This is a genomic window from Pyxidicoccus xibeiensis, from assembly GCF_024198175.1.
Taxonomy (GTDB): domain Bacteria; phylum Myxococcota; class Myxococcia; order Myxococcales; family Myxococcaceae; genus Myxococcus; species Myxococcus xibeiensis.
In genome coordinates this window covers 2,015,850-2,037,014 of the sequence record NZ_JAJVKV010000001.1, presented here as the reverse complement: position 1 = coordinate 2,037,014, position 21,165 = coordinate 2,015,850, and the positions used below count along the sequence as shown (strand labels likewise).

At 70.6% G+C, this 21,165-nt stretch carries 20 protein-coding genes; 5 read left to right on the top strand and 15 right to left on the bottom strand.

Features of this window, described 5'->3' with window-relative positions:
- Window positions 1-1,059 precede the first annotated feature (1,059 nt).
- The 3 genes from LXT23_RS08235 to LXT23_RS08225 all read right to left on the bottom strand — a co-directional run bounded on the left by LXT23_RS08235 (window position 1,060) and on the right by LXT23_RS08225 (window position 3,821).
- A complete protein-coding gene (locus LXT23_RS08235) occupies window positions 1,060-1,788 on the bottom strand; it encodes a sterol desaturase family protein (RefSeq protein WP_253979508.1) in 729 nt (242 codons plus the stop codon).
- Between the two features lie 24 nt (window positions 1,789-1,812).
- Entirely contained in the window at window positions 1,813-2,319 is a 507-nt protein-coding gene (gene def / locus LXT23_RS08230; RefSeq protein WP_253979507.1) for a peptide deformylase, read from the bottom strand.
- 131 nt (window positions 2,320-2,450) lie between these two features.
- A complete protein-coding gene (locus LXT23_RS08225) occupies window positions 2,451-3,821 on the bottom strand; it encodes a sialidase family protein (protein ID WP_253979506.1) in 1,371 nt (456 codons plus the stop codon).
- A 159-nt stretch (window positions 3,822-3,980) separates the two neighbouring features.
- Between LXT23_RS08225 and LXT23_RS08220 the strand changes: the two genes are divergently transcribed.
- Window positions 3,981-4,463, top strand: coding sequence for a nuclear transport factor 2 family protein (locus LXT23_RS08220; protein ID WP_253979505.1), 483 nt, complete (start codon window positions 3,981-3,983; stop codon window positions 4,461-4,463).
- A 14-nt stretch (window positions 4,464-4,477) separates the two neighbouring features.
- On the opposite strand, the gene LXT23_RS08215 is transcribed toward LXT23_RS08220, so the two are convergent.
- Both LXT23_RS08215 and LXT23_RS08210 read right to left on the bottom strand, forming a co-directional pair.
- A complete protein-coding gene (locus tag LXT23_RS08215) occupies window positions 4,478-4,993 on the bottom strand; it encodes a hypothetical protein (protein ID WP_253979504.1) in 516 nt (171 codons plus the stop codon).
- Window positions 4,990-5,451 carry a MarR family winged helix-turn-helix transcriptional regulator gene (locus LXT23_RS08210; RefSeq protein WP_253979556.1) on the bottom strand — a complete coding sequence of 154 codons (462 nt, stop codon included), beginning with the start codon at window positions 5,449-5,451 and terminating at the stop codon, window positions 4,990-4,992. The genes LXT23_RS08215 and LXT23_RS08210 overlap by 4 nt, the downstream gene beginning before the upstream one ends.
- 129 nt (window positions 5,452-5,580) lie before the next feature.
- Between LXT23_RS08210 and LXT23_RS08205 the strand changes: the two genes are divergently transcribed.
- Complete coding sequence (locus LXT23_RS08205) at window positions 5,581-6,210, top strand: hypothetical protein (protein ID WP_253979503.1); 630 nt, start codon at window positions 5,581-5,583, stop codon at window positions 6,208-6,210.
- Between the two features lie 12 nt (window positions 6,211-6,222).
- Here the strand turns inward: LXT23_RS08205 and LXT23_RS08200 are convergent, their stop codons facing one another.
- The 4 genes from LXT23_RS08200 to LXT23_RS08185 all read right to left on the bottom strand — a co-directional run bounded on the left by LXT23_RS08200 (window position 6,223) and on the right by LXT23_RS08185 (window position 10,478).
- Entirely contained in the window at window positions 6,223-7,665 is a 1,443-nt protein-coding gene (locus tag LXT23_RS08200; RefSeq protein ID WP_253979502.1) for a hypothetical protein, read from the bottom strand.
- Between the two features lie 191 nt (window positions 7,666-7,856).
- Window positions 7,857-8,474 (bottom strand): hypothetical protein, encoded by a 618-nt coding sequence (locus LXT23_RS08195; RefSeq protein WP_253979501.1) that lies wholly within the window; start codon window positions 8,472-8,474, stop codon window positions 7,857-7,859.
- 277 nt (window positions 8,475-8,751) lie between these two features.
- Window positions 8,752-9,369, bottom strand: coding sequence for a DUF2378 family protein (locus LXT23_RS08190; RefSeq protein WP_253979500.1), 618 nt, complete (start codon window positions 9,367-9,369; stop codon window positions 8,752-8,754).
- Entirely contained in the window at window positions 9,366-10,478 is a 1,113-nt protein-coding gene (locus tag LXT23_RS08185; protein ID WP_253979499.1) for a 3-oxoacyl-ACP synthase III family protein, read from the bottom strand. Before LXT23_RS08185 ends, LXT23_RS08190 begins: the two co-directional genes overlap by 4 nt.
- Before the next feature lie 503 nt (window positions 10,479-10,981).
- Here LXT23_RS08185 and LXT23_RS08180 point away from each other — a divergent pair.
- A complete protein-coding gene (locus LXT23_RS08180) occupies window positions 10,982-12,670 on the top strand; it encodes an MASE1 domain-containing protein (RefSeq protein ID WP_253979498.1) in 1,689 nt (562 codons plus the stop codon).
- A 171-nt stretch (window positions 12,671-12,841) separates the two neighbouring features.
- Here the strand turns inward: LXT23_RS08180 and LXT23_RS08175 are convergent, their stop codons facing one another.
- From LXT23_RS08175 to LXT23_RS08165, 3 genes are all read right to left on the bottom strand, one after another.
- A complete protein-coding gene (locus tag LXT23_RS08175) occupies window positions 12,842-13,357 on the bottom strand; it encodes a hypothetical protein (protein WP_253979497.1) in 516 nt (171 codons plus the stop codon).
- Window positions 13,358-13,578: 221 nt separating this feature from the next.
- On the bottom strand, window positions 13,579-14,361 hold the full coding sequence (locus LXT23_RS08170; RefSeq protein ID WP_323378828.1) for a cell wall protein: 783 nt from the start codon (window positions 14,359-14,361) through the stop codon (window positions 13,579-13,581).
- A gap of 126 nt (window positions 14,362-14,487) precedes the next feature.
- On the bottom strand, window positions 14,488-14,664 hold the full coding sequence (locus tag LXT23_RS08165) for a hypothetical protein (RefSeq protein ID WP_253979496.1): 177 nt from the start codon (window positions 14,662-14,664) through the stop codon (window positions 14,488-14,490).
- 215 nt (window positions 14,665-14,879) lie between these two features.
- Between LXT23_RS08165 and LXT23_RS08160 the strand changes: the two genes are divergently transcribed.
- Both LXT23_RS08160 and LXT23_RS08155 read left to right on the top strand, forming a co-directional pair.
- Entirely contained in the window at window positions 14,880-15,728 is an 849-nt protein-coding gene (locus tag LXT23_RS08160; RefSeq protein WP_253979495.1) for an AAA family ATPase, read from the top strand.
- Between the two features lie 11 nt (window positions 15,729-15,739).
- Entirely contained in the window at window positions 15,740-16,945 is a 1,206-nt protein-coding gene (locus LXT23_RS08155) for a vWA domain-containing protein (RefSeq protein ID WP_253979494.1), read from the top strand.
- A gap of 3 nt (window positions 16,946-16,948) precedes the next feature.
- On the opposite strand, the gene LXT23_RS08150 is transcribed toward LXT23_RS08155, so the two are convergent.
- The 3 genes from LXT23_RS08150 to LXT23_RS08140 form a co-directional block, all read right to left on the bottom strand.
- Entirely contained in the window at window positions 16,949-17,263 is a 315-nt protein-coding gene (locus LXT23_RS08150; RefSeq protein WP_253979493.1) for a hypothetical protein, read from the bottom strand.
- 161 nt (window positions 17,264-17,424) lie between these two features.
- Window positions 17,425-18,822: a sigma-54-dependent transcriptional regulator gene (locus tag LXT23_RS08145; protein ID WP_253979492.1), complete on the bottom strand. Its 1,398-nt coding sequence runs from the start codon at window positions 18,820-18,822 to the stop codon at window positions 17,425-17,427.
- Window positions 18,819-21,155, bottom strand: a complete 2,337-nt coding sequence (locus LXT23_RS08140; protein WP_253979491.1) for a sensor histidine kinase — start codon at window positions 21,153-21,155, stop codon at window positions 18,819-18,821. The genes LXT23_RS08145 and LXT23_RS08140 overlap by 4 nt, the downstream gene beginning before the upstream one ends.
- Between the last annotated feature and the right edge of the window lie 10 nt (window positions 21,156-21,165).

Genomic DNA, 21,165 nt, shown 5'->3' with positions numbered 1-21,165 from the left:
TCAAAGAATTGACTGCGGTTTCCGCAATCTGTCTTCTACTTAGGCTTGCTATTTGGTTTTCAAAGACCGAGTCGCTTGTACCACCCGCGACTTTTTGCTACTGTTTGCTTCCTGCCGCCTGCCGTTTTCAACCGGCGGGGCCGCAGTTTCTATTCAAGCCCGCGTCCGTTGTCAACTTCGACTTTCGCGTCCTCGGGGCCTTCGGAGTCCTCAGCGCCGCCCAGTGGCTTCCGCTGTTTCTTCCGAGGGGGCGCGGCTTCTACCGCTTCGCCGCATCCCGCGTCAACTACCGCTTCGTTGACTTTCCCAACCCTGCCGCCCGTTTGACTTCTTTCCGGGCTGCTTTTTGCTGGGGTCGCGGTTTCTACCACCACCGCGTCTTCTGTCAACTCGCTTCGTCGACCGCCGTATTCCGTCTTGTCGTGCTGCCCACCCGGAAGTGCCTTCCGCGCCAGTGCGCGGGCTTTCGGGTGAGGGGCGCGGCTTCTACCACCGCCGCATTTCGAGTCAACCGCTTCGTGCCGACTCTTTCTTCCTGCTGCTACTGCTCCCGTCGGCGCTTCCTGGCTGCTGCTTCCCGCCAGGCGCTCCGTCGAGTGGGGCGCGGCTTCTACCACCACCGCGTCTTGAGTCAACCACCGTGCTGACTCCGGATATTCTCGCTGTCAGCATTCCGAACTGCGTCGCGTCTGCGGGATCATCCGAACAGGCCTGCTCCTTTGACGCCCTTGCTTCTTCCTCCCGACGAGCCGCTGAGATCAGCCGTTCGTTCGAGGGGGCGCGGCTTCTATCAGCACCGCGTCCAGGGTCAACAGCCTTCGTCGACCTTTTTCTTCCTCTGCCGCTCCCGGGTGACGGGCACCAAGGTGTCGAGCAGGGGTCCGGTTAGTAGCGCAGTGTTACCTGGTCGTCAAATCCAATTGATCCAAGGTCCAGGTCACAGCTCCGTAACCGGGGATATGCGCAGCCCCTTGTGGGGTGTGAAGCCCCTGCCAGGGCCCGGCGCCTTCTTTCTGGAAAGCCCCGGTCCACAGGCCGGAGACCTGCCAGGCAGGCCGCTCAGACGTCCAGACCCGCCCGGGGCTCCGAGGGCTCCCGCGGCGCGAGACCTCCAGCAGCTCCCGGCCGCCATACGGTGCCGAAGAGCCAGTCCGAGAGCGGGAAGGTGATGTTGAAGTTGTACCGCTGCATCTTCGACGGGTCGTGGTGCACCTGATGATGCCTTCGCAGCCGCTCCATCAGCGGGAGCCGGGCCACGGGGTGCCCCGGAGGCAGGTGGTGGCAGAAGTGCAGCCACTCGTAGGAGAGGTAGTAGCCCACGGAGGAGGCCGCGAAGAGCCAGCCCACGGTCGGCGAGACGAGCACGTAGCCCAGGGCCGCGAGCGGCGCGGCGATGCCCCCCAGGAAGAACAGCAGCAGCACGGGCGGGAAGAGCACCATCTTCACGTCGCGCGGCGATTCATAGGCCAGGGCGTCGTGGGTGAAGTAGCGGTGGTGCTGCTCGGTGTGCCGCCCGAAGAGCAGCCCCAGCCCCCGCCGGCGGTGGTGCATGGGCCCGCGGTGCCCGAGGAACTCCACCACGTTCCCCAGCAGGAAGACCGTGGGGAGTGTCAGCCACTCCAGGGGACGCACCGCCTCCAGCCGTGAGAGCGAGAAGCCGATGGCTGCCAGCGACGCCAGGCTGGTGAAGGCGAAGTGCGCCCGCCCGGAGTAGCGGGGGCCCACGAACCTGCGCCTGTATCCCTCCCGGAAGGTCGCTACCCGCTCGGGAATGGTCCGCGTGTCCATGGTGCCCCCCGTACTGCTTCCAGCCTAGTCCTTCTGCCGGGCCTTCACCTTCTGCAGCTTCTTCATGCGGTCCAGGATGAGCGTGCGCTTGAGGCCGGACAGGTGGTCCACGAAGACATGCCCGTCCAGGTGGTCGATTTCATGCTGCAGCACGTGCGCGAGCCGGCCTTCCGCCTCCAGCTCGTGCCACTCACCCGTCCTGTCCTGATAGCGCACCTTCACCCGGTGGAAGCGCGGGCACTTCTCCCACTCCCGGGGGACGGACAGGCAGCCCTCCTCCAGGGACACGGGCTCCTTCTTCTCCAACACCTGCGGATTGACGATTTCGAAGGACGTACCGTCCTCGCGTCCCACCAACGCCACGCGCAGCGGCTCGCCTACCTGGTTGGCGGCGATGCCGATGCCCTCTGCTTCCTTCATTGACTCGGCCATCTCCTCCAGCAGCTTCTGGAGGGCGGGGCCGAAGTCCGTCACGGGCTTCGTGGGCGAGGTGAGAACCTTGTGGGGCCAGATGACGATGTCGCGAGCCATGGGCCGAATCTGCCATGCACGCCCGGCGTCCGCCGCGCCATTCCGCACGCCAACGGTCCGGCGGAGTACACCCGGGCCGCCGGACCGCCCAGCCGAGGCCACTCCCCCGGGAGGAGCCTCGGCCGCTGCGTCTACCGGGACTCCGGCAACAGCAGACAGTAGAGGGGCGACCCGGGCAGCGTGCCCCGCCGGTACACCACCGCATTGCCCGTGGGCCCCGAGCCCTCCAGCCACACCACGTGCACCCGCGCGCCGCACTGTGAGGAGGCAATGGATGCGCCCCCCGACTCTCCCGGGGTGCGGCTCAGGTTCTCCGCCGGTCCCAGCGTGAGGCCGTAGCCCAGCGTGGCCTGCGTCCAGACCTCGCGCTCGCCATGGTAGCCCTCGGTCCACACCAGCCGGACGCCCGTCCCGGCGGCGACCAGCCTCACGTCCAACGCCTGCACCTCCGTGTGCGTCACCCGCACCGCCGGGCCGAAGGTCGCGCCCCCGTTGGTGCTGAGCGCCAGGAACACCTCCGGGCCCATGCTGTCGGGCGCCTGGTCATGCCAGGCCACGAACACCCGCGAGTCGCGCACCACCAACTGGGGGTCCCTGGAATCCCCAGGGGTGTTGCTCACGTTCACCACCGCTCCGAACGTGGCCCCCGCGTCCGGGCTGCGGCGCAGCAGGACCTCGCAGCCGCCCTCGCCGTAGTCACACTCCTCCCACACCACGTAGACGGCGTTGCCCTGCACCGCCAGCTTCTGCTCCCTCGAGTTCCCGTCCGAGGTGATGAGCCGCTGGATGGGCTCGAAGGTGATGCCCGCGTCGGTGCTGCGACGGAAGAAGATGTCCGAGCCATCGTTGGAGCCGAAGTCGTTCCACACCACGTAGACGTCGTCTCCGCGCGCCGCCAGCTCCACGTCCCCGTAGGTGCGGCGGTCGTTGGGCAGCTCGACGTCCGCGAAGACGCGACCCTCGACCGGGCTGCGGATGAAGTAGATGGCCCCCACCTCGTCCTCCAGCGAGCGGTACCACGCCATGTAGACGTCGTCGCCGCTGGCGGCCAGGCGCAGGCCGCCCTCGGGATAGCTCGTCAGCTCGAGGACGGGTCCGAAGGTGGCGCCCCGGTTCTCGCTGGCCCGGAAGCGCAGGCCGCCCTCCACCCACGTCAGGTAGACGTTGTCGCCGTGCGCGAGCACCTGAATCGAGTGCGCCTCCTCCTCCGGAGTGACCCCGTCCAGGCTGAGGTTGCGCGCCGGACCGAAGGTGGCGCCGCCGTCCGTGCCGCGCCGGTAGTACACGTCACTGTTGCCCAGGGCCTCGTCCTGCCAGGCCACGTGCACGTCACTCCCGAGCGCGGAGACCCGGGGCTCCTGGAAGCCCGCCGCCGTCGACGTCAGGCTCCGGGGGGACGAGAAGGCCTGCGCCCCTGCACTCCCAGGCAGCGCCATTGCCAACGTCACCGCCGCGGTCAGCAGCGCACCCGCGAATGTGCCGCCGCGAATCGGACTCCCCATGCCCCACCCCCCTCACGACGCCGCGCCATGCGGCGCTGTGTCGGATGAGGTAAGGCCGTGCCACCCCAATGACAGTCGGCCCCAGGGGCAACCTCCCGCGAGGCGCTGAACGCCGGACAGTTCGCGCGCGTACACTGACAGGTCTGCTACATCTGCCCCATGCACCCGCACTCCCAGCTCCTCACGGATTTCTACTCGGCGTTCCAGCGGCGTGATGCCCAGGCCATGGCTGCCTGCTACCACCCCGACGCGGAGTTCTCCGACGCGGTCTTCATCGGCCTGCGCCACGGCGGCGTCACCTCCATGTGGCGCATGCTCCTCGAGCGTGGAAAGGACCTGGAGGTCACCTTCCGCGACGTCCAGGCCGATGACCGCACCGGACGCGCCCACTGGGACGCGCGCTATACCTTCAGCGCCAGCGGCCGGAAGGTCCTCAACCGCATCGACGCCGAGTTCGAGTTCCGCGATGGGAAGATTCTCCGCCACCGCGACCGCTTCGACTTCTGGACGTGGTCGCGCCAGGCGCTCGGGCCCATGGGCCTGGTGCTCGGGTGGAGCCCGCTGTTGAGGAACAAGGTCCAGTTCCAGGCCCGGAAGTCGCTCGAGAAGTACATGAAGGAGCACGGCATCCAGGGGCCTTGAGCCGGACCGCCGCGTCAGCCGGGCGGGGGACGCGTCCCGGTCCTCCTCGAAGGCAGCGGCGCCATGTCCGGAGGCACCCAGCCGGCGCGCGCCGCCACTGAGTCCAGGGTCTCCTTGCGGTAGTGCCGCTCCAGCAGCCGCGAGTCTTCCAGCTCCGGCCTCGCCTCCAGGAAGGCGTCGAACGAGGTGACGTCCGGCGCCGCGTCGAGCCCCACCTGCACCAGCTCCGCCCAGGCCCGGGTGAGCGTCTCGTGGTACTTCCCCGTCGCGCCGAGCGCCGCCGCGTAGCGCTGGATGAGCTCCCGGACGCGCGCCAGCCCGGCCTCGAAGCCATGCTCTCGCAGGCACAGCCACGCGAGCCGCACGTGTGCGCCGTGGCGGAAGTCCTCGCCCGGGTACGTGGCCGCCTCCACCGCCGCGAGGAAGCCCGCGTCCGTCAGCGCCCCAGCGACCTTCGTCGGCGGTGAGGGTGCTTCGCTCCGTGGAGGGTCTCCGGCGTCGCGTTCCTGCCGTGCAGTCTGCGTGCTCATCCCCTGCCTCCTTTTCCTCGTGGCTTTCGTGCCGGGCGCGCCGCCTCGCCCGCCTCGGCGAGGGCCGCGAGCCCTTCCTTCAGTGCGTCCACCTCGCGCGCGCTCAGTCCCTGCAGCGCCGCTGCCTCCAGCGCCTCCAGGCGCTTGTGCACCCGCGCCGCCAGCGTCCGGCCCGCCGCCGTCAAGGACACCTGGAACGAGCGCCGGTCCTCCGGTCGCAGCTCCCTGCGCACCAGCCGCTTCGCTTCCAGCCGGTCCACGTAGCTGGTCAGCGTGGAGCGCTTGTGCGCGAAGGCCGCGTGCAGCTCGCCCAGGGACGTGTCCCCTACTTCCAACAGGTACGCCAGCAGGTGCGCCTCTCCCTGGGAGATGTCCAGCGAGGGCTCCGTCGCATCGAGGAACAGGCCGATTCGGTGCGTGGCGCGGTGGACATCCAGGACGAGGCGGAGCGGCTTCATCACCCCCGCATAACACATCCTCCGATTTCGGAAGTTCCGAATTCGTAATAAAAACCCGAGGCAGCGTGCTCCACACGCCTGGATGCTCTATCCTCCTGGACCATGTCGCCGCCGCCCGAGAATGAGACCGTGGACGCCCTGGACCTCTGGCTCCTGGAGGTCGTCATGGAGCTGCCCACTCCCCTGCACATGCTCGTGGAGCCGAATCCCCACGTCGCGCTCAACATGGCGGATGACCCGCGCTGCTCCCGCGAGGAGCTCTGCGAGCGGCTGTCCGTGCTCGCCGACCGCGGCCTCATCCGCATCCACGAGCTGCCGGATGGCTTCGAGGAGCTGTTCTCTCCCGAGGAGATTTCCCGAGCCATCGACGCGCGCAGGCCCCGCTCCTTCTTCGGCTATGCGCTGACTCCGGAAGGCGGCGCCCTCTGGGAGCGCCACGCCCGCCCCGACTGGGGCCGCTACGTCAACGCGGGCCAGGAGCCCACCGCTGACGGCACTCCGGATTCCTGGGTCATCGAGGCGGTGAGCCTCGAAGCCGCCGAGGAGGAATGGCGCTTCCACGAGACGCTCGGCGACGGGAACCAGCCCGTCCCCGAGTCGAAGCAGGGAGAGGAGCTGGTCCCCTGGCAGGTCACCTACTGGAAGACCCTGCCGCGCGGCTACCGGCTCCGGTACACCACCGTGCCCCGACCTCGCGACGTGCAGCGGCTGATGTCGTCGCCGCCCCGGCCGCCCTGGTACACGCGCACACTGCTGTGACGAGGGAGGACGTCACTCCACGGGCTCGAGCCGCTGGATGACCAGGGGGCCGTTGCCCTCTCGCGCCAGCCTCGCCGTGCAGCGCACGTTGCCCATCCAGTCGAGGAACCGCAGGCCCACCGCGCCGTCGTCGTGCAGCAACAGCGACGCATAGCCGTTGTTGCCCAGGTCCGGACGGACGCCCGTCCCCTCGGGGAAGCGCGGCCGTGACTCGAGGAAGCGCGGCGGCGCGGGCGACACACCGCCCGGCTCGACTCTCGCGACGGGCAGGCCCCCGTGCCCCAGGCTCACGCCCAGGAATGGCAGCCCCTGCCCCCGGTCGAACAGCGCGCCGTACGGGGTGCTGCCCCAGAGCCACAGGTCGACGAGCTCGCGCTCCACCACCAGCGTGCGCAGGTCCTCCAGCAGCGCGGAGGTGCGCGCCGCCCCGTACCGGTACGGCGCACCATGGCTCATCAGGATGTTCACCGCCCCGCGCCGACGGCCCTCCGCGAGCACCGACTCCAGCCAGCCCAGCAGCGCCGGCTCGCGGTGCCTTCCCGGCTCGAACCAGGCCGTGTCCAGGCCGATGAGCTGGAAGCGCTCCGAGGCCACACAGAAGTAGCTGCCCTCCTGCACCTGCCGCGCTCTCGCGGCGCCTCGACGCTCGTCCAGGTAGCGGAAGTACGGAGTGCCCCCGGAGCGCAGCTCCACGCCGGAGCTCAGCGTCAGCACCGTCGTCTCCGGGAGCAGCGACTCCAGCGGCTCGGCCACGTGCGCGTCGAACTCGCCCTGCCGGCCCGCGTAGTAGACGCCGCCCAGGTGCACCGCGTGCTCCAGCCGCTCGCCGCGCATCGCGAGCTGCCGGGCCAGGTAGCGCGCCGGGTACTCGCCCGTGCCGAAGTCGGAGAACACTGCCACCTCCACCGGCCGGCCCGGCGTGGGCTCCCGCAGCACGTACCGGAAGCGGCTGGGGTGGTTCGCGGCGTCGTGCCACCGGAAGGGCGCCCTGCGCACCATCGCGCCGCGCAGCCAGGCGCGTCCGCTGAAGAGCAGCCAGCCACGCAGGTCCGCCACCGGCTCGAACTTCGTCCGTGACGGGTCGATGGGGATTTCCTTCGTCATCAGCGGGAAGCGGAAGTCCGGCGGCAGCAGCACCGACGCCTTCACCCCGTGGGCCGGCTGGCGCAGCGCCTGGAGCGCCTGCTCCGGCTCGCGCAGCGCGTGCTCCACCTCCTGGAGCCCTCGCGCGAAGTCCATCTCCGACACTGGCGCGCCCAGGCCCTCGTGCACCTGGCGCAGCACCTCTTCCGGCTCGCTCAGGAAGCGCTCGCGCAGGGACTCCAGCTCGTCGGGCCCGAGCGGTGGCAGTTCCTCCGCCTCGGCCTGCACGTCGTCCACGGCGCGGCCCGTCCGCGAGGCCTTTGGCGCCCGATAGCCGAGCGCCGCGTAGAGCTCCATCCGCTTGCGGTCCATGGGCCCATCATCCCCCGCCGCTCCGACGGAGGGAACCGCAGGCCGGTGCCAGGAGCGGCGCTCCGGACGGCGCCACTCCGGCCGCTCCACTGGAGAGCGCATCTCGCCAGTCCCAGGCACCGCGCCTCGAGCGACTTCCCCGCCGCTCCGGTGGTGGGAACCCAACGACAGTCCCAGGCGTTACGCCCGGACTACTCCTCCGCCCTCGACTCGGCCTCGGCGGCCTCCCAGGCCTCGTACTCCTCACGCGCGTCGCGCCGGTGGCCATGCCGGTAGGCATAGAGCGTGTAGTACGAGCCCGTCGCATACCCCGGCAGCCGCTGCGGGTTGAACACGCTGGTGCTCGACACCGTGCCACCCACGAAGCCTCTCGGCACGTCCACCAGTCGCAGCGCGCACCCCGCCAGCACCAGCCCCGCCTCCGGTACGTCGTTGCTCACCAGCGTGCACGTCCCCGAGGCCGTGAAGCTACCGTCCGGCAGGTTGAACCGCGCGTAGAAGGGCACCTGCTGCCCCGGCGGGAAGGTGGGGTCCGTCAGCCTCACGCACGCCGTCGCCGTTCCCACCCGCCTGCGGCCCTCGTACACCACCTTGCCGTCCCGCACGCTGTGCAGCGGCACGTACACGCTCGCTCCCAAGAACACGTTCGTCACGAAGGGCGCCGCCGCGCACACCGCCCGGTCCGGCGGCGTCGACGGGTCCTCCTCCGTGCGGAACTGGTACACCACTTCGCCCGCGCTCGCCTCGGCTGCCACCGCCACCGCCAGCATCACCAACACCGTCACCACACCACCGTGCCTTCGCGACATGGAGCACCTCCATCCGGACCACGAGGTTGTTGCAGGTCTCCGCAGGGACAGCACCGGCCCGCGGGCACACCCCTCCCGTCCACGCCGGAACGCACCCGCCACCAGACCTGACTCGGTTGAGACCCGTCCGGCTCCCGCGGCCTCGCGGAGCGCCCCGGACGGCTACAGCGATACACCCCGCCACTGCGGGTCCGACCACTCCAGGACACACATCTCCCGAGCGCCGGACGGCGACCTCACTCCAGCGTCAGGAGGGTGACTCCGCTCCCCCGGAGGGCTACTGCCAGGACAGCGTGTATTCGGTGTCGAGCGGCCCCGTCTGCGTGCCGTGCACCTGCACCTGCTTGCCGCCCACCGCCTCGATGGCCGCCTGCAGTGTGCCCTCGTGGTAGGGCGGCGGCATGAAGTCGCGCTTCATGAAGAAGACACCCGTCTTGTCTCCCGTCCACGTCACGCCACGCTCGCCGTAGCTCACCGCCGCGCGGTAGCCCGCGTGCAGGTTGCCCACCAGCCGCTTCGGGCTCTCCGACGCCAGCAGCAGCAGCGTCTTGCCCGCCGCCGAGGACAGGAAGTCCGTCGTCGCCTGGACACCCATGCGCCGCATCGCCCCGTCGAAGCCGCCGAACTTCGGCGCCATCAGGTGCGCCGCCGTGAAGGACATCCGCAGGAACGCCGCCACCGGATAGTTGAAGAAGTCGATGAACTTCTTCTCGCCGCTGGCCGACAGACAGCGCACCACCGCGTCCTCGCCGCCCAGCACGCGCACCGCACCCACCACGCCGTTGAAGAACAGCCCGCGCGCCGTGTCCTCCTTCGTCGCCAGGGCCAGCCGCGCCTCCAGGTCCTTCGACACCCGTGAGTCGAACCCTTCGCCTGCCGTGCCCTTGTCCGTCATAGCCTCACCAGCTGTGCGCCGTAGTGGATGTTCGCTCCCACCGCTGCCACCACCACCAGGTCTCCGCTCCCCAACCGCACCCGACCTGCTTCCAGGTCCTCGGCCAGCAGGATGAGCATCCCCGCCGCCGACGTGTTGCCATAGCGGTCCACGTTGCACGCTACCGCCTCCGCGGGCAGGCCCGCTCGCGCCACGAAGGCATCCATCACCCGCTTGTTCGGCTGATGAAAGTAGTACCTCCGCACCTGTGAGCGCAGCTCGGGGCGCGGGTCCAGTACCGTGTCGAGGCACTTCTGCATGTACTCGGGGTAGCTGCGCGCCACCTTGAAGCCGTCCACCACGAAGGCCAGGTCCGCCAGTCTCATCCGACCCGGCTGGTACGGCAGCTTCAGCAGCCCGCCGCCCTTGCGGATGACCAGGTCCCCGTGCGCGTTGCCGGAGAAGGAGGCGAGGATGCCAGCGCCGCCCTCGTCGGCCGGCTCCGCGCGGAGCACCACCGCGCCCGCGCCGTCCCCGAAGACGTACATGGACAGGTAGCCCTGCAGCGTCTTGGCGCGCCCCGGCCCGGGGGGCAGCTCGTCCAGGTACACCTCCCGGTTCACCAGCGGCGACGTGAAGGCCGACGCCACCACCGCCACCGTGCGGAAGCGGCCGCCGTCCATCATCTTCTTCACCAGGTCCAGCACGTACGGCGTGCCACCGCAGCCGTCGTCCACCATCAGCGCGAAGGCGTCCTCGCGCAGCTCCAGCCGCCGGTGCAGCTCCATGGCGTCGTGGTTGAAGTGCGGCGCGTCCGGCGTACACGTGACGACGAAGAGTGCGTCCAGCGCTCCCGCCTCCACCCCCGCCTGGGCCAGCGCCTTGCGCAGCGCCACCTCGCACATGTCCGTGTTGTTCGCCGGGTAGATGTGCCCGTCGTTCTCCGGCGGAGGAATGGCCCGGCCATTCACCTCGTCGATGTCCCAGAGGAAGCGCCGCTCCCGGATACCCAGCTTCTCCTCGATGCGCTCCGCCGGCCACCCGGGAATGGCTCGCGAGATGCGCGCATTGCTCACCGTGCGTGAAGGAACGAAGGCACCTGCTCCGACGACACAGACATTGGGTGTCATTTCATGGCCCCGTCATTTCACAGCCGTGCCGGATGGGAGGAATTCCCTGGCTCGGGCGGAATGAGCACGATTCAGGCCACGAACGAAGTCATTGAAATGACAATCACCTGGCACCCGGGGCTGATTCACCAGTGAAGCACCCAACACCCGAGGCTCGGAATAAACACCTGGATTCCCTGGAAACAGGCCTGCGCTTCAAGAATGAAGTATCAACCAGTGAGAATGAAGCTCCGCCGGAGGGGCATTCCCTCTTCGTGAGTCCGGTATTCACCGTGGGTGTCTGTTCTCACTCTGGGGAATCACGAGACAGGCCTGCCTGGCGCGGCTGAAGACAGGCTTCTTCCCAGACATCCGCGGAGGCCACCCCCACGCGCAGTCATTGCGTCCTGGCGCAAGAGTTGGATCTCCCCCCTCCCCACAGGTCACTTCCTGGCGCGGGAGGTCCGTGCCACGCTCCCGCGGACCGTCCTCCCGGAAGTGGGGGTCCAGGCGACATCACGCGCGTGCACACAACAGGCTCCAACCGCCGCAGGTGGCAGCCGCTCGCGCGGCTCGTGTTCTTCGCCACCGCCTACGCCCTCTCCTTCAAGCTGGGCGGGCTGCTGGTGCTCCCTCCCGAGAACGTGTCCGCCATGTGGCCGCCCAGCGGGGTGGCGCTGGCGGGGCTGCTGCTCACCCGCTACCGCGACTGGCCCGCGCTGCTGGGGGCCTCCCTGCTCACCGGGGCCTTCGCCCTCCACTCGAGCTGGCCGCCTTCGCCCTCGCTGCTGCTCATCGCCGCGGGCAACCTGCTGGAGGCACTGGCGGGCGCCTTCCTGCTGCGGCGACTGGTGGGCGTCAACCCGTCGCTGGACCGGGTGCGGGACGTGCTCGGGCTGGTGGGGCTGGGCGCGGTCGTCAGCGCCGCGCTCGGCGCGACGGTGGGCGTGGGCATGCTCTTGCTGCGCGGACGACTGGAGCCGGAGGGGTTCTGGCACACGTGGCGCGTGTTCTGGGTGGGGGATGCCATGGGAGTGCTGGTGGTGACGCCGCTGCTGCTCACGTGGCGGGCCGGCGGCGCCACCGGGTGGACGCCCCGCCGCTGGTGGGAGCTGGCGACGCTGCTGGGGTGCCTGGCCCTGGCCACGCACGGGGTGTTCCGCGTGCACACCTCCAGCATGCCGGAGGCCGCCGCGTTCCACCCGGCCACGTACCTGGCCTTCCCCTTCATGCTCTGGGCCGCGCTGCGCTTCGAGGCCCGGGGCGCCGCCATGGCCACCGCCGTGCTGGCCACGGTGGCCCTCTGGCACACCGCCCATGGCCTGGGCCCCTTCGCCCAGGCGGCGTGGCATACCCTCAGCCTCGCCTTCCTCCAGTCCTTCCTCGCCTCCGCCAGCATGTGCGGGCTGCTGCTGGCCAGCGCCCTGGGCGAGCGGCGCCGCGCCCAGCAGGAGGTGAGCCACCTCAACCAGGAGCTGCGCGAGTCCCTCCAGACGCTCGCGGCCACACAGGCGAAGCTGGTGCGGCGCGAGCGCATGGCCGCGCTCGGCGAGCTGAGCGCCACCGTCGCCCACGAGGTCCGCAACCCGCTGGCCGTCATCGCCAATGCCGTGGCGGCCCTGCGCCGGCTGGTGCCCCAGGCCGCACAGGGGCACGCCGCGCCCCTGCTGGGCATCATGGACGAGGAGGTGCGGCGGCTGGATGTGATGGTCAATGACCTGCTCGACTTCGCCCGCCCCGTGGAGCCGAGGCTTCGGCCCCAGCCGCTGCCGCCCGTGGTGGAGGGCGCACTGGAGGCCTCACTGCGCTCCGGCCCCGGGGGCATCACCGTGGCGCGGACGGTGACCCAGGAGCTGCCTCCCATCGCCGTGGATGCCCAGCTCCTCCATGTGGCGCTGAGCAACCTCTTCACCAATGCCGTGCAGGCGATGCCGTCCGGAGGGACGCTCACCACGCGGCTCGAGCCCGACACGCGCGCCGGCATGCCTCATGCCCGGCTGACCATCTCCGACACGGGACACGGCATGGCGCCAGAGGTGCGGGCGCGCATCTTCGAGCCCTTCTTCACCACCCGCGCCAGCGGCACCGGGCTGGGGCTCTCCATCGTCCGGCGCATCGTCGAGGGCCACCATGGCGAGGTGTCCGTCCACAGCACCGTGGGCCAGGGCACCACCTTCACCGTGTGGCTGCCGTACGCGGCCGGGACGGCGTGAAGAGGAGCGGCGTGCCTCCGAGGCTCCGTCCAACGCTCGTTCACCTGTGGGCCGCGGGACGGCAATGGGGCCCGGCCAGCCTCGAACAGGAGCCGACGCCCTGCTCCGCCGGCCGAGCTGCCCGCCCCCCTCCTCTATATGGAAGGGGGCACGGGCTTCCCTGCGCGTGACTCAGAACGGGATGTTGTCGTCGTCGCCCGGCGGGGGGATGTCGTCGTCGCCGTATCCCCCACCCCGGCCGCCACTGCCACCCCGGCCGCCACCACCGCCCCCGTAGCTGTCGCCGCCGCCACCGCCGCCGCCCTGCTGGCGCGCCATCTCCGCCTCGATGGCGGACAGGAGCTGGCGCTCCTTGTCGTGCCAGCGTGACTTGCTCGGGTCATTCAGCGAGCGCCGCGCGCCGTTGGCGTAGAACTCCAGGTCCTGCATCGTCGCGCCAACGATGGGCGCGCCCTTGCTGCGACCGTAGTTGGGGAACACCATCCCATCGCCGCCGCCACCGCCCGCGGGGGCCGCCGCCCGGCGCGGAGCCGCGGCCGCCGCGTCCGGCGCTCCACCAATCGACATCTCTCCCAGCTTCAGCGTGAAGCCCTCGTCGTTCTTGAACGCCGTGCCCACACGCACCTGCTCCACTCGCCCATCGGGGCGCCGCACCGCCACGGTGACCGGATAGCCTTGCTCGCTCATGCGGCCCGAATCCCATTCCGCCCGGGCACTGTCAACGACTGCGCGAGCACGGATGTCCAGGAGCGGGCCGCTCGCCTGGAGCGCACCCTCGGATTCCCCAGGTCCATCCACCAGGAGCGCCCGTCAGCCCTCGCGGCCAGGCCCCCTGTCCACTCCTCGAATCAGTGCTGGATGTGGCAGGTCCAGCGCCCGCCCGGAGGCGGACGCGGCCACCGCCCACCTCAGCGCGAGGACGCCCGGCCCTTCTTGCCCGCCGGTGCCTTCGCCTTGCTCGGGGCCTTGGCGCGGGCCTGCTTCGCCGGCGTCTTGCTGGCCCGGGCCTGCTTCGCCGGGGCCTTGGCCTTCGCCGGAGCCTTGGCCTTCGCTGGCGTCTTGCTGGCCCGGGCCTGCTTCGCCGGGGCCTTGGCCTTCGCCGGGGCCTTGGCCCTCGCTGGCGTCTTGGCCTTCACGGGCGCCCTGGGAGGCTCGGCCACGCGAGCGGTCCGGGGCGCCGGCCTCGCGGCCTCCTTCAGCGCCTTGCTGGCGGCGCGCCCGCGCGGCAGCTTCACTTCCTCCACGGACTGCGGCGCCGCGTCGTCCACCCACGCCGTGGGCCGGCGGTTGGTGCGCATCAGCAGCCGCAGCTTCTGGTAGTGCGCCGAGCAGTAGCCCTTCGAGCGGCTCGGGCGCTCGCACCCCTTCACGGCGCAGGCCCGCGCACCACTGTCCGCGCTCGCACGAGGCGCCGGCCCCTTCGCCACGGTCACCTTCGCCGGCACCGCGGCGTTCAGCTTCCGGGGACGCCCAGGGCCCCGACGAGCTACCGGCGCCAGCGTCTCCGCGGGCCGCACGCCCGCAAGGGCGCCGAGCCGACTGGTCAGTGGCGCCAGGCGGTACGTCGCCGTGCGCAGCAGCTCCAGGGCTTCCAGGCCGTCGTCCATCCGGCGGACGGCCGCCTGCAGCGGGGCCAACTGCGACTGCAGCTCGCGCCGGAACATCTCCCCAAGGGCATTCGCAAGGTCCATTGCGGGAGGATACACGCCCGATACAGGTGACGTGCGTGAAATTCATTGCAGGGCCCACGCCAACGGTTCGCCAGCGGGCGAAGCCATACATCCCCCCGGGTGGGGCGTCCCAGGTGACCCGCGCGGTCAGCCGCGGACATGGGGCACGGAAGCAGGTGCCGGCTCGTTCTCCGTCACCGGGGCCGCTACGGGCTGTACCGCCTCGGGCTCGGGCGGCTGGGTGGCCGCCGTCACGGCGCAGGAGCGCACCGCCATCGAGAGCGCCCAGACCACCAGCAGTGTCGGAACGAATGGGTGACCCACGACGCCTCCAGCAAGCAACCGGCCCTGACTCCAGGACGCGCCAGGCGGCGTTCCTTGCGGAAATGCCGCCGGCTCGCTTGCTTCATACGGACGAGCCTACCGGTTCGGTCTGACGCCCTTCAGGAGGGCAGACGAGGGGGCTGGGACGCCCGCAACCGGGCACGGGACGCACAGGCCCCCCGCGGCAGCCCGGTGGATGTTAAAGGAGGCGGGCCATGACTCCGGTCCCCACCCCCGTCCGCTTCCGAGGCACTGATACCTACCTGACCAACGAGGGCCTCCAGGCCGCGGTCAACTGCGCGCTGACGCTCCAGCGGCCCCTGCTGGTGAAGGGCGAGCCCGGCACCGGCAAGACGCTGCTGGCCGAGGCCATCGCCCAGGCGCTGGGCCACCGGCTGCTCACCTGGCACGTGAAGAGCACCACCCGCGCCCAGGACGGCCTCTACGTCTACGACACCGTGCAGCGCCTGTACGACTCGCGCTTCGGCGACGGGGACGTAAGGGATATCCGCCGGTACATCCGCCAGGGCCCGCTGGGCGAGGCGTTCTCCGCGCCCGAGCGCGTGGTGCTCCTCATCGACGAGGTGGACAAGGCGGACCTCGAGTTCCCCAACGACCTGCTCCACGAGCTGGACCGGATGCGCTTCCGCGTCACCGAGACGGGCGACGAGGTGGTGGCGAAGCACCGCCCCGTGGTGGTGATTACGTCCAACAACGAGAAGGAGCTGCCGGACGCCTTCCTGCGCCGGTGCGTCTTCCACTTCATCGACTTCCCGGACGCGGAGCTCATGCGCCGCATCGTCTCCGTGCACCACCCGGAGCTGGACGCCACGCTGGCCGAGCAGGCGATGAAGGTCTTCTACGAGCTGCGCGGCTTCACCCGCCTGCGCAAGCGGCCCTCCACCAGCGAGCTCATCGACTGGATTGCCGTGCTCAAGTCCCAGGGCATCACCGAGCTGAAGCTCGACGAGAGCCTGCCCTACCTGGGCGCACTGCTGAAGAAGGAGCAGGACCTCGTCTCCGTGGCCGAGGCCTTCGGGCGCGGCCGCCGGCCCCGGGCCTGAGGGAGAGCGCCATGTTCCTGCCATTCTTCTACGAGCTGCGCCGGCGGGGCGTGAAGGTGGGCGCGCAGGAGGCGCTCGCGCTGGCGGGAGCGCTGAAGGCCGGGCTCCACGACAGCAGCCTGGACGGCTTCTACCACGTGGCGCGCGCGCTCCTGGTCCACTCGGAGACGCAGCTGGACACGTTCGACCAGGCGTTCCTCGCGCACTTCAAGGGCGTGGAGACCGCGGGCCTGGAGCTGACGCAGGAGCTGCTGTCCTGGCTGGAGGACGCGCGCGAGCGGCGCGATTTGACGCCGGAGGAAATCGCGCTGCTGGAGGCGCTGGACCCGGAGGAGATTCGCCGGATGTTCGAGGAGCGCCTGCGCGAGCAGCAGGAGCGCCACGACGGCGGCAACCGGTGGATTGGCACGGGCGGCGCGTCTCCCTTCGGCAACGGCGGCTTCGCACGCGAGGGCATCCGCGTGGGCGGCAAGGGCGGCCGGCAGGGCATGGCGCTGATGCAGGCGGGCGCGCGCCGGTACGCGGGCTACCGGGATGACCTGGTGCTGGACACGCGGCAGCTCGCGGTGGCGCTGCGCAAGCTGCGGGCGTTTGCCCGCGACGGCGCGCCGGACGAGCTGGACGTGGACGAGTCCATCGCCGCCACCGCGAAGAACGCGGGCGAGCTGGAGGTGGTGACGCGGCCGCCGCGCCGGCCCAACACGCGCGTGGTGCTGGCCATGGACGTGGGCGGCTCCATGGACCCGTACGCGGCCGTGATGAGCCGCCTGTTCAGCGCGGCGAGCCACGCGACGCACTTCAAGGAGCTGCGGACGTACTACTTCCACAACTGCGTGTACGGGAAGCTGTACGCCACGCCGCAGCTCACGGGAGGAATGACGGTTCCGGAGCTGGTCGCGCAGGTGGGGCGGCACCACAAGCTGGTCATGGTGGGCGATGCGTCCATGGCCCCGTACGAGCTGTCCATCCGCACCGACGCGGACGGGCACTACAAGGCGGACGGGCAGGAAGGGCTGACGTGGCTGATGCAGCTGGCCCAGCACTTCGAGCGCAACGTGTGGCTCAACCCCGAGCCCATGGGCGTGTGGCGCTCGGGCACCATCTCCGTCATCGCTCGCGTCTTCCCCATGTTCCCCCTCACCGTCGAGGGCCTGGGCGAGGCCGTCACGCACCTGACGCGCGGGCGCACCGTGAAGGGCGCCATGGCGCGGCGGTAGGCGTCACGACTCCCGGGGGGACGGGGCCAGCAACCCCGCCAGGGCGCCGACGGCGGTGGAGCCCAGCGCCACCAGCATCTGCGGAATCTCCCGGGGCTCGCTTCGATAGGCGAGCAGCAGGCCGCCCACGAGCGCGGTCAGCGAGATGACACCGAGGATGGCCACCACCGTCCGGTAGATCCACTTGTCAGAGTTCAGTGGGTTCTCGGTGATGCTCTTGACCGCCATCTCAGGGGACTGCTTCGCGAGCTGAAGGAAGCTTTCGTCCGTCAGCTTCTCGGTGAGTGTGTTCACATCGATGAGCCGCGTGGTTTGCACGATGGATTCCTCGGGTCCGGAGCGCGGGCATCGCGCTCCCCGCCCAGGCCTTCAGCAATGCCCATGCCGCGAGGGGTTCCGCTGAGAGCCCTTCACAGCCAGAGGGCGGAACCGGCCAGCCTGCTGACCGGAGTGGACGATTCCGGGCAGCCAGGCCGAGGCTAGGCCTCGGGCTCGCCGTCACCTCCGTCCCGTCTTCCCAACCGGCGCTCGATGGCCTTGCGGTGCACGCCCAGCAGCCGCGCCGCGGCACTCTTGTTGCCCTCTGCCAGGGACATGGCCTCGGCAATCAGCACCTGCTCGAGGTGCTCCAGCTTGTCCCCCGCTTCCGGCAGCCGCAGGACGGCCCGCGCGAGCTGCTTCACCGGGTCCTCCGCGGGCACGTTGCGCCGCTCGCGCCCCGGCAGCACGGCCAGGGCCTGCGGCGTCACCAGGTCGTCCTCGGCGAAGACGGCCAGCCGGTCCACCAGCGTGCGCAGCTGGCGCACGTTGCCCGGCCAGCTCGCGCGCGTCAGCACCTCTACGGCCTCGGCGGAGAAGCGGAGCTGCCGGCGCTGGCGGCCCGCGAAGTGGGCCAGCAGCGCGGGAATGTCCTCGCGGCGCTCCTCCAGCGGGGGCACCTGCACCTCCAGCACCGCCAGGCGGTAGTACAGGTCCTCGCGAAACTCCCGCCGGCGCACCCGGTCCTCCAGGTCCGCGTGAGTGGCGGCCACCACGCGACCCTGGAAGGCGAGGTCCTCCGTGGAGCCCACCCGGCGGAAGACGCCCGTCTCCAGCACCCGCAGCAGCTTGGCCTGGAGGCTCAGGGGCAGCTCGGCGATTTCATCCAGGAACAGCGTCCCCTGCCCCACCACTGTCAGGAACCCCTCCTGCCGCTTCTCCGCCCCGGTGAAGGCGCCTCTCTCGTGGCCGAAGAGCTGGGACTCCATGAGGTGCTCGGGAATGGCGCCGCAGTTGACGTCCAGCCACTGCGACTCTGGCTGGGGTCCCAGCGTGTGGAGCGCGCGCGCCACCAGCTCCTTGCCGGAGCCGGTGGGCCCCGTCACCAGCGCGGGCCGGTCCGACAGCGCCACGCGCCGCACCACGGACAGCAGCCGCTGCATGGCCTCGGAGGTGCCCACCATGCCCGCGGGCAGCACCTCGGGGGTGACACGGGCGCGCAGCACCCGCACCTCGTGCTCCAGCTTGCGCCTGTCTCTCAGCCCCTCGAGGATGGGGACGATGAGCTCCTCGCACAGCTCGTCCTTGAGGACGTAGTCGTACGCGCCCAGGCGCATGGCGGTCCGAATCTCCGTCATCTCGCTGGACACCGTCACCACGATGGGCACCGCGCTCGTCTTGCGGCGAATCTCCTCGATGAGCGTGAGGCCGTCGCGGTTGCGCGCGTCGGAGTCCAGGCGGATGTCCACCAGGGCCACGTCCACCGGCTCGTCCGCGAGCACCTTGCGCGCCTCGGCCAGGCTGGACGCCTCGCGCAGCTCCACGTCCCGCATGGGTGACAGCACGCTCGTCAGGACGCGGCGCGCGCTGCGCTGGTCGTCGATGATGAGGATTTTCATGCCTCCTCCTGCGGGGGCGGGGTGCGGGCGTTGCCGTCCAGCGGGGTACGGACGCGGAAGCAGGTGCGCCCGTCCTCGCGGTGGACGGAGATGTTCCAGCCGAAGCGGCGGACGATGCGCTGCGTGACGGCGAGCCCCAGCCCCAGCCCGCCCTGCTTCGTGGTGACCCAGGGGTCGAAGAGCGTGTCCCTCGCGGACTCGGGGATGCCGGGGCCGGAGTCCCAGACCTCCAGGACGCGCTCGGCGCCTTCCGCCCAGGCGCGCACGCCGAGCTGTCCCGCGTCTCCGGCGGCCTGCGCGGCGTTGCGCAGCAGGTTGGCGAAGAGCTGCACCATGGCGTCCGGCTCCGCCAGCAGCGTCAGCTCCGGGGGAACGTCGATGGTGCAGGACAGGCGCCGCTCCTGCAGCTGGTCGCGGATGAGGTCCAGCGCGCGGCGGGCGCGGGGCAGCACCGGGACGGGCTCCAGCTTCGGGAGCGGCAGGGACAGGCGGCGCAAGGACACGAGCATGCGCTCCAGCCGCTCGATTTCCTCGCGGCCGATTTCCACGTCCTCCGAGTCGATGGAGCGCCCCGAGCCTCCCTGCCGCAGCAGGTGGCGGAAGAAGTTCAGCGGGTAGGCGATTTCGTGGGAAATCTCCGCGCTCAGCATGGCCAGGGCCAGCCGCTTCTCGTCGTGGGCGGCATCCACCTGGGCCTGGCGCAGGACGTCCAGCTCGTGCAGCACCTGGGTGTTGTGCAGCCCCACGCCGCCGAGGCTGGCGATGGTGTGCAGCAGCTCCAGGTCCTCGGAGGTGTAGAGGGCGGACCCGTGCTTGGGGGCCAGCAGCAGCACCCCGCGCAGCTCGCCCAGCGAGCGCATGGGGACGAGGAGCCGCCGCTGCCAGGCGCCTTCCTGGGTCCACAGATGCGCGCCGGCACACAGCTGCCGCGTGGCGTCCGGCGGCAGGTGGGGCAGCGCCTCGAGCTCCTTCGTGTCGAGGACCTGGACCCTGCGCGTGGGCAGCCAGCGCAGCACCACGCGCTCCAGGGTGTCACGGATGGCGCCGGGCTCTCGCGGGGCCGCGAGCTCGTCGCTGAGCTGCTCCAGGGTGGGACGGAACTGGAGCGAGGCGGGGAAGAAGAGGCGGTTGACGAGAGGCCGGCCGAGGAGGACCAGGAGGACGAAAGCGGCCACGGCGGCGATGACGGGGAGCACCTCCGGCACCCCGTAGGTGGCGAGCAGGCGGTGCGCCCCGCGCCAGGTGAAGGCCGACGCGAGCAGCGCCGCGAGGACGACGGGCACCGCCATCAGCCTGCGCGTGAGCACGGCGGTGACGGCGAGGACGTTGTGGCGGATGAGGCCGTAGCCGATGGACAGCGGCAGCGTGGCGATGAGGCAGGGAATCAGCAGGTAGAAACCCCGGCCGTACAGGACGCCGACGGCCACCAGCACCGGGAGGAGCGCCAGTCCCCAGGCGGCGGAGAGCAGCTCCGCGCGCTGCCGGCCCGTGCTGCCCCGGAGCCTCGCGAGGATGGAGGTGCCGCAGATGACCAGCGAGCCCTGGGAGAAGTCATTGACGCGGGCGCGCATCCAGCCTGTCTCCAGGCCCAGGTGGGGAGCGACCAGGAGCCACACGGCCACGCTGGCCGCCGCGGCGCAGAGCCCGCCGAGCCCGGCACGCCAGAAGCGGCGGAAGCGGACGGGCCGCTCGGGGAAGGCGTAGCCCAGCCAGATGCAGCCCACCGCCGTGCCCAGCCGCGACACGATGAACAGCGGCATGTACGTGGCGCGCGTGTGGTAGTCGAAGAGGGTCAGCAGGAAGACGAAGCTGGAGATGCACAGGACGCCGTAGGCCACCGCGCCATCGCGGCGGCTGGCGAGCAGCAGCACGAGCAGGCCGGACCACAGCAGGAAGCCGCCGACGCCCGCGTAGATGACGAAGAGGAACAGCAACTCCTCCGAGCCGAAGAGGCGGACGGGCTGCTCGAGGGTGACGCGCGCCCCGCGGCGGAGGAACTCCAGCGTGACGTGGGAGCGGCCCGCCTCGTGCGCGCGCCGGACGCAGTCCTGGAGCTGCTGGCCCGGGAAGACGCCGGAGCGGGCCGCCGTGGCGTCGATGGGCGTCCCCTCGCAGGAAACGACGGGATTGGGGTGGCGCACCGGCAGCCGCTGCTCGTTCCAGTGGGGCAGGTAGAACGAGGAGAAGGCGCCGTAGGGGTCGACCAGCAGCGAGGGAAAGGGCGTGCCCAGCGTGCGCCACGCCCCGTGCGTAGCGGCGCCCGCCAGGACCAGCGCCGCCACGGCGAGCACGGCGGTGACGAGGCGCACGGAAGGGCTGGGACCCGCATTCATCCTTGGGCGC

Coding starts and splice junctions, on each gene's coding strand:
- LXT23_RS08145 (WP_253979492.1), bottom strand. CDS start 18,822: ATGAAAATCCTCATCATCGACGACCAGCGCAGCGCGCGCCGCGTCCTG.
- LXT23_RS08235 (WP_253979508.1), bottom strand. CDS start 1,788: ATGGACACGCGGACCATTCCCGAGCGGGTAGCGACCTTCCGGGAGGGA.
- LXT23_RS08140 (WP_253979491.1), bottom strand. CDS start 21,155: ATGAATGCGGGTCCCAGCCCTTCCGTGCGCCTCGTCACCGCCGTGCTC.
- LXT23_RS08225 (WP_253979506.1), bottom strand. CDS start 3,821: ATGGGGAGTCCGATTCGCGGCGGCACATTCGCGGGTGCGCTGCTGACC.
- def (WP_253979507.1), bottom strand. CDS start 2,319: ATGGCTCGCGACATCGTCATCTGGCCCCACAAGGTTCTCACCTCGCCC.
- LXT23_RS08175 (WP_253979497.1), bottom strand. CDS start 13,357: ATGAGCGAGCAAGGCTATCCGGTCACCGTGGCGGTGCGGCGCCCCGAT.
- LXT23_RS08190 (WP_253979500.1), bottom strand. CDS start 9,369: ATGACGGACAAGGGCACGGCAGGCGAAGGGTTCGACTCACGGGTGTCG.
- LXT23_RS08160 (WP_253979495.1), top strand. CDS start 14,880: ATGACTCCGGTCCCCACCCCCGTCCGCTTCCGAGGCACTGATACCTAC.
- LXT23_RS08185 (WP_253979499.1), bottom strand. CDS start 10,478: ATGACACCCAATGTCTGTGTCGTCGGAGCAGGTGCCTTCGTTCCTTCA.
- LXT23_RS08200 (WP_253979502.1), bottom strand. CDS start 7,665: ATGGACCGCAAGCGGATGGAGCTCTACGCGGCGCTCGGCTATCGGGCG.
- LXT23_RS08170 (WP_323378828.1), bottom strand. CDS start 14,361: ATGGACCTTGCGAATGCCCTTGGGGAGATGTTCCGGCGCGAGCTGCAG.
- LXT23_RS08210 (WP_253979556.1), bottom strand. CDS start 5,451: ATGAAGCCGCTCCGCCTCGTCCTGGATGTCCACCGCGCCACGCACCGA.
- LXT23_RS08155 (WP_253979494.1), top strand. CDS start 15,740: ATGTTCCTGCCATTCTTCTACGAGCTGCGCCGGCGGGGCGTGAAGGTG.
- LXT23_RS08195 (WP_253979501.1), bottom strand. CDS start 8,474: ATGTCGCGAAGGCACGGTGGTGTGGTGACGGTGTTGGTGATGCTGGCG.
- LXT23_RS08215 (WP_253979504.1), bottom strand. CDS start 4,993: ATGAGCACGCAGACTGCACGGCAGGAACGCGACGCCGGAGACCCTCCA.
- LXT23_RS08220 (WP_253979505.1), top strand. CDS start 3,981: ATGCACCCGCACTCCCAGCTCCTCACGGATTTCTACTCGGCGTTCCAG.